This window comes from Synechococcus sp. R55.8, assembly GCF_047461895.1.
Classification (GTDB): domain Bacteria; phylum Cyanobacteriota; class Cyanobacteriia; order Thermostichales; family Thermostichaceae; genus Thermostichus.
On sequence record NZ_JANSIB010000086.1, the window covers coordinates 1 to 6,727 of the forward strand.

Consider the following 6,727-nt stretch of genomic DNA (forward strand, 5'->3'; position numbering starts at 1 on the left):
TCGCTGCATAGTTGAACAGTGATGTTCAGCAGTGTTCAGCGTAAATGTATCAGATTCATGATGGCCCAATAAGGGATCCCCACAGCAATGCTATCGCTTCTGACCATTCCACCGTAGCTCCGTAGGTATCGCCCGTGTGTCCTCCCAACTGGCGGTAGATCCAGTAGCCCACGGCCCAAGCCCCCAGGGCGGATCCCAGCGTCCAGAGCAGCAAAGGGGGCCAAGCCAAGATCCCAGCCCAGCCCAACCCCCCGGTGATGGCCAGCACAAGCAGAGTGCCCGGCCACAGGGATCCCGGCAGGGAAGTGGAGTCTTTGAGGAAGCGGGCGGATCCCTGCTCTCGCAGATAGGGGTACAGGGCAATGGCGAGCAACTGGCCCCAACGCCCCCAGGCGGGCACCAGCAGCAAGAGGGGCCAAGCTCGAACGCTGCTCAGGGCAGCAAATTTCAGCAGCAGCAGCAGCACCAAGGCCAGTACCCCATAGGCCCCGGTGTGGCTATCGCTCATCACCTGCAGACGGCGACGGGATCCCTGCAAGTCAGATTTTTGCCCATCCTCAGTTGACCGTTCCGGATCCCCTTTGTAAGGATTCTTGTGGACATTGATCGCCAAGCCATCGGCAGTATCGGCCACCCCGTCCAGGTGCAGCCCACCGGTCAAGAGAACCCACAGGGCCAAGAGCAAAGCGGCCCGCACCGGATTGGGGAAAATCTGCAGCAGGATCCCAGCCAAGGAGAGGATCCCGCCCAGCAACACACCTACCCCTGGCAGCCAGGCGGCAATGCCCTCAAACGGCAAGTCTCCGACCCACCCCAGAGGCAGGGCCGTGTAGAAAGTCAAGGCTGCCCAGAAGCGCCGCAATCGCTCAGTCCTTGAGTCTGTGTAAAGGGATCCGCCAATCCAGCCCTCTGGGAGAGAAAATAGGAATCCTTGCGAACGGTGCGCCCCACCACAATGGTGAGCTTGGCAATGGTGAGCTTGGCCACCAAAGCTCCGATGGCGCCCACCGCGGCCAACACCAGAAAGAGGGCTGCTTTTTCAGAAAGACTGGGATCCGCGGAGTCTGGTTCGAGTTCATGCTGAAGATCCTCCATCGCGCGGGTTGGCAGTTCCAACTCAGTCTGTCCTAGGGGGCCGGGAACTCTCTTGGATCCCTTGCCCCGGCTCTCCCTGAGAGCTAGAAGGAATGGGCCCCAGAGTCACCGGATGTATTCCTTCAACACGCTGTTGCGGTTGGGGTGGCGCAGCTTGCGCAGAGCCTTAGCCTCGATCTGCCGGATTCGCTCACGGGTGACATTAAAGATCTGGCCGATTTCCTCCAGAGTTTTCATGCGGCCATCATCCAAGCCGTAGCGCAACTTCAACACATCCCGTTCGCGGGCGGTGAGGGTTTCCAAAACGCTTTCCAGATCTTCTCTGAGCAAGACTTTGGCCACCCGATCCTCCGGCGTCTCCCCATCCGACTCGATAAAGTCTCCCAGCCGAGAATCCTCTTCCTTGCCGATGGGGGTTTCCAAAGAGATGGGAAGCTGGGCCGACTTGGCGATAAAGCGCAACTTCTCGATGGTGATCTCCATGCGGGTGGCGATCTCCTCTTCGGTGGGCTTGCGGCCCAATTCCTGGGAAAGCAACTTGGTCACCTTTTTGATGCGGGAGATCGTCTCGTAGAGGTGGACGGGCAGGCGAATGGTGCGGGATTGGTCGGCAATGGCACGGGTGATGGCCTGTCGAATCCACCAGGTGGCGTAGGTGGAGAACTTGTAGCCCTTCTCGTGGTCGAATTTCTCGGCTGCCCGAATCAGGCCCAGGGATCCCTCCTGAATCAAATCCTGAAAAGACAGGCCCCGGTTCATGTACTTTTTGGCGATGGACACCACCAAACGCAGATTAGACTGCACCATCTTTTCTTTGGCCCGCCGCCCCCGATGCAACCGCCGCCGAAATTCCGGCAAGGACATCTTGACCTCCTCTGCCCAGAGGGTGTCCGGCACCTCTTCTGGGTCTGACCAGAGGCCCATACGCCGAAAAACGGCCTCGCGAGCGCGCTCTAGCTCCAGCAGATCGGCAATTTTTCGGGCCAGCTCGATTTCTTCATCGGCCCGCAGCAGCCGGATACGCCCAATTTCTTGCAAATAGACCCGGATAGAGTCATCGGTGTAGGGCTTTTTCTTACTGGCCGCCTTGCGCTTTGAGCGACCTTTGGCACCGGCGGCGGCAGTCTCTCCATCCTCCTCTGCTGCCTCTTCGTCGTCGTCATCCTCATCAAAAGCATCAGTGTCACCGGTATCCAGTTCGCTCTCGAGGGTATCTGTCTCCGTGTCCAACTCCAGGGCGCCAGAAGGTGGATTTTCCAGATCCGGTTCGAGAAGAGCTGTTTTACCCGATTTCACCAATTCCTTTGCTTGAGCCATGCTGAGTTCCTCGTGATCCTAATCACAGACAACTAAAGGTGACTAAGGGAGCTTAGACGCCAAAGGGAGAGGAGCAAGTTGCAGCTCTGCTGCATCCCACAACGCCAGAGTGAGGGAGCCGATATCCGCAAGCCAAAGCCTGACTTGCCCTAGGCCAGCCTGCCCGCTTCTGAATAACCGATTGCTCGGGTCAATCTGGAAGCAGATATCGCTCATGGAGCTCAACTGAACTGGCGCAAGACTCGTCTTGATGGACGGGGCCTCTCGAGGTGGCGAAAGGTGGATCTTTCTCTTCGTCGATCCTGCGACGGAGTGCGAGGCACTTTACCAAGGGGACGGAACATTCAGCACCTCAACCACTCCAACCTGCGAGGAGAAGATCGCTCTACAGCAGGCGGCAAGTGACCCTGGGAGGAACACTTGCGAGCAACTGTAGCCGTTCACACCAAAACGTCTTCCCTAAATTAGCCCGACCTGGGGGAAACAGCAACGGGGCAGGCAAAGAAAATGTTAAATTCACCTCAACAATGGCCAAGATGGGATCCCTGGCCCCTCGGCCTAGTCCGAGCAAATGGCTCGATGCTAACTTAAATCAGACTCTAGGTCGATGACACCCTGCCTGACTTTGACTTCTATGACCCATCCCTTCCTGCAGCATCTCCAGGAACGTGTGATTGTCTTTGATGGGGCGATGGGATCCTCCCTCCAGGCCCAGAACCTGACCGCAGCGGATTTTGGTGGGCCGGAACTGGAGGGCTGCAATGAGATGCTGGTGCTGACCAAGCCGGAGGCGGTGGAGCGGGTACACCGCGGCTTTCTGGAAGTGGGGGCCGACGTTGTTGAGACCAATACCTTTGGGGCTACCTCCATCGTTTTGGCCGAATATGGGATCCCGGAAAAAGCCTACGAGCTGAACGTGGCGGCGGCGCGACTGGCCAAGCGGGTAGCAGCCGAGTTTGCGACGCCGGAAAAGCCCCGTTTTGTGGCCGGCTCCATTGGCCCCACCACCAAGCTGCCCACCCTGGGGCACATCAGCTTTGATGAGATGCGGGCTGCCTACGAGGAGCAGGTGCAGGGGCTAGTTGACGGTGGGGCGGATCTGCTGATCATCGAGACCTGCCAGGACATTTTGCAGACCAAGGCGGCCCTGGTGGCCGTGCAGCAGGAGTTTGCCCGACGCGGGATCCGCCTGCCGGTGGTGGTGTCCCTGACCTTTGAGGTGCAGGGGACAATGCTGGTGGGCACGGAGATCGGGGCGGCCCTGGCCATCCTGGAGCCCTATCCCATCGATGTGCTGGGCCTCAACTGTGCCACCGGCCCCGACAAAATGGTGGAGCACATCCGCTACCTCTCTCGGCATTCCCCCTTTCCCATCTCCTGCATCCCCAACGCTGGCCTGCCGGAAAACATCGGCGGCAAAGCCCACTACAAGCTCACCCCGGAGCAGTTGCGCTTCCACCTGGAGCATTTTGTGCGGGATCTGGGGGTAGCGGTGGTGGGAGGGTGTTGCGGCACCCGTCCGGAGCACATTGCCGCCTTGGTGGAAGCCGTGCAGGGGCTGCGGCCTAAACGCCGCTCCGTCGAGCGCATTCCCGCTGCTGCCTCGATCTACACGCCCCAGCCCTACCTGCAGGACAACTCGTTTTTAATCATCGGCGAGCGCCTCAACGCCAGCGGCTCCAAAAAGATGCGGGAGCTGCTCAACGCCGAAGACTGGGACGGCCTGGTGGCCCTAGCGCGGGAGCAGGTGCGGGAGGGAGCCCACATCCTGGACGTGAATGTGGACTACGTGGGCCGGGATGGCGTGCGGGATATGCGGGAGCTGGTCTCGCGGCTGGTTACCCAAATCCCAATTCCCCTGATGCTGGACTCCACCGATTGGCAAAAGATGGAGGCGGGCCTCAAGGTGGCGGGAGGCAAATGTCTGCTCAACTCCACCAACTACGAGGATGGGGAAGAACGTTTCCTAAAGGTGCTGGAGCTGGCCAAAACCTACGGCGCCGGGGTGGTCATCGGCACCATCGACGAAGAGGGCATGGCCCGCACTGCCGACAAGAAGTTCCAGATTGCCGAGCGCGCCTATCGTCAGGCGGTTGAGTACGGGATCCCGCCCTACGAGATTTTCTTTGACCCTTTGGCCTTGCCCATTTCCACCGGCATCGAGGAAGACCGGGCCAACGGGGCAGCCACCCTGGAGGCCATCCGCCGTATCCGCCAGGCTTTCCCGGAGACCCACATTCTCTTGGGCATTTCCAACATCTCCTTTGGGCTCTCGCCGGCAGCCCGCGTGGTGTTGAACTCGGTGTTTTTGCACGAGTGCCGCGAGGCCGGCCTGGATGCCGCTATCGTCAGTGCCGCCAAGATCCTGCCCCTGAACAAGATCCCCGAAGAGCAGCAGCAGGTGTGTCGGGATTTGATCTGGGATCGGCGGCAGTTTAACGCCGTTCGCGTTAGCGGGACGGAGTCCTCGGGCATTTGCACCTACGATCCTCTGGCGCGGCTGACGGAGCTGTTTGCGGGCGTTTCCGGGAAGGAACTGCGCTCTGGCGGATCTTTTGCAGATTTACCCCTGGAGGAGCGGCTGCGGCGGCACATCATCGACGGCGAGCGGATTGGCCTGGAAGAAACCTTGGCAGAGGCGCTGCAGAACTATCCCCCCCTGGAGATCATCAACACCTTTTTGCTAGACGGCATGAAGGAGGTAGGGGAGCTGTTCGGGGCCGGCAAAATGCAACTGCCCTTTGTGCTGCAGTCGGCAGAAACCATGAAGGCGGCGGTGAAATACCTGGAGCCCTTCATGGAAAAGGTGGGAGAGGAAGTGTGCAAAGGCACTCTTTTGATTGCCACCGTCAAGGGGGATGTCCACGATATTGGCAAAAACTTGGTGGACATCATCCTCACCAACAACGGCTACAAAGTCATCAACCTGGGCATCAAGCAGCCGGTGGAAAACATCATCGAAGCCTATGAAAAGAGCAAGGCCGACTGCATTGCCATGAGCGGCCTGTTGGTGAAATCCACGGCCTTTATGAAGGAGAACTTGGAGGTGTTTAACGAGCGGGGCATCACCGTGCCGGTCATCCTAGGAGGGGCGGCCCTCACCCGCCGCTTTGTGGAAGAAGACTGCCGCCAGACCTACAAAGGCCAGGTGATCTATGGCCGCGACGCCTTCGTCGATCTCCACTTTATGGATCGGCTGATGCAGGCCAAAGCTGCCGGACGCTGGGACGACCGGCTGGGTTTTCTGGATGACTTGGAGCAGGGATCCCCCTCTGCCAATGGCCAGAAAGAGGCTTCTTGGGTTCCAGAGGAAACGGATCCCAGCCTGCCCCCTGCGGAGACCACCGTGGGAGCTGCTCCCGCCCTCACCCTCTCCGAGTCCCAAGACACCCGCCGCTCTGAAGCCGTTGCCCTGGAGACCGAGCGACCCATCCCGCCTTTCTGGGGATCCAAACTTCTCGCCTCGGATCAGATCCCCTGGCCAGAGGTCTTCTTCTACATCGACAAGCAGGCCCTGGTAGCCGGCCAGTGGCAGATTCGCAAGCCCCGCGACCAGTCGGCGGAGGAGTTTGCCGAGTTTATCGCCACCCAGGTGGATCCGGTGATCGAGCGCTGGAAGGAGCGGATCCTGGCTGAGGATCTGCTGCACCCCCAAGTGGTCTACGGCTATTTCCCGGCGCAGGCAGAGGGGAACACTTTGATCCTCTTCGACCCGGCCAGCTTCCCCGAGCTGTTTTCCCTGGAGCCAGGCTCCACCACCTATTTCCAACTGCCCACGGTGGAGCGCCCGCAACTCTCTCCAGGGGTGCGGGAATTGGCTCGCTTCACCTTCCCCCGCCAAAAGAGCGGCCACCGCTACTGTATCGCTGACTTCTTTGCCGATCGCTCCACTGGCCTAGTAGATGTCTTCCCCATGCAGGCGGTTACGGTGGGCCCAGAGGCCACCGCCTGTGCCCAGCGCCTCTTTGCCGAGGGCCAGTACACCGACTACCTGTATTTCCACGGCCTGACCGTGACCTTGGCAGAAGCCTTGGCCGAGTGGTGCCATGCCCGCATCCGGCGGGAGCTGGGGTTTGGCCACGAAGATAGCCCCGACATCCGCAAGATCCTGCATCAGGGCTATCGGGGATCCCGCTATAGCTTCGGCTATCCGGCCTGCCCCAACATTGCCGACCAACGGATTCTGCTGGAGCTGCTCCAGGCCGAGCGCATTGGCCTGACTATGGACGAGAGCGATCAGTTGGATCCGGAACAGTCCACCACCGCCATCGTTGCTTACCATCCGGCAGCCCGCTACTTCAACACTTAGGCTTAG

At 59.8% G+C, this 6,727-nt stretch carries 4 protein-coding genes; 1 reads left to right on the top strand and 3 read right to left on the bottom strand.

All coding sequences use genetic code 11. The features are described 5' to 3' along the window. Positions 1-55: 55 nt before the first annotated feature. From NW829_RS09280 to rpoD, 3 genes are all read right to left on the bottom strand, one after another. Positions 56-862: an adenosylcobinamide-GDP ribazoletransferase gene (locus tag NW829_RS09280; protein WP_011433784.1), complete on the bottom strand. Its 807-nt coding sequence runs from the start codon at positions 860-862 to the stop codon at positions 56-58. Next, a complete protein-coding gene (locus tag NW829_RS09285; RefSeq protein ID WP_414416938.1) occupies positions 838-1,116 on the bottom strand; it encodes a hypothetical protein in 279 nt (92 codons plus the stop codon). The genes NW829_RS09280 and NW829_RS09285 overlap by 25 nt, the downstream gene beginning before the upstream one ends. Before the next feature lie 84 nt (positions 1,117-1,200). Beyond that, the gene (gene rpoD, locus NW829_RS09290; RefSeq protein ID WP_414412881.1) at positions 1,201-2,412 is read right to left on the bottom strand and encodes an RNA polymerase sigma factor RpoD; all 1,212 of its coding nucleotides are present in this window, start codon (positions 2,410-2,412) and stop codon (positions 1,201-1,203) included. Positions 2,413-3,046: 634 nt separating this feature from the next. On the opposite strand from rpoD, the gene metH reads away from it, so the two are divergent. Beyond that, a complete protein-coding gene (gene metH, locus NW829_RS09295) occupies positions 3,047-6,721 on the top strand; it encodes a methionine synthase (protein ID WP_414416939.1) in 3,675 nt (1,224 codons plus the stop codon). The last annotated feature ends 6 nt before the right edge of the window (positions 6,722-6,727 follow it).

What these genes read in the sequence shown, in the direction of transcription:
- rpoD (WP_414412881.1), bottom strand. Translation starts at nt 2,412, where the DNA reads ATGGCTCAAGCAAAGGAATTGGTGAAATCGGGTAAAACAGCTCTTCTC.
- metH (WP_414416939.1), top strand. Translation starts at nt 3,047, where the DNA reads ATGACCCATCCCTTCCTGCAGCATCTCCAGGAACGTGTGATTGTCTTT.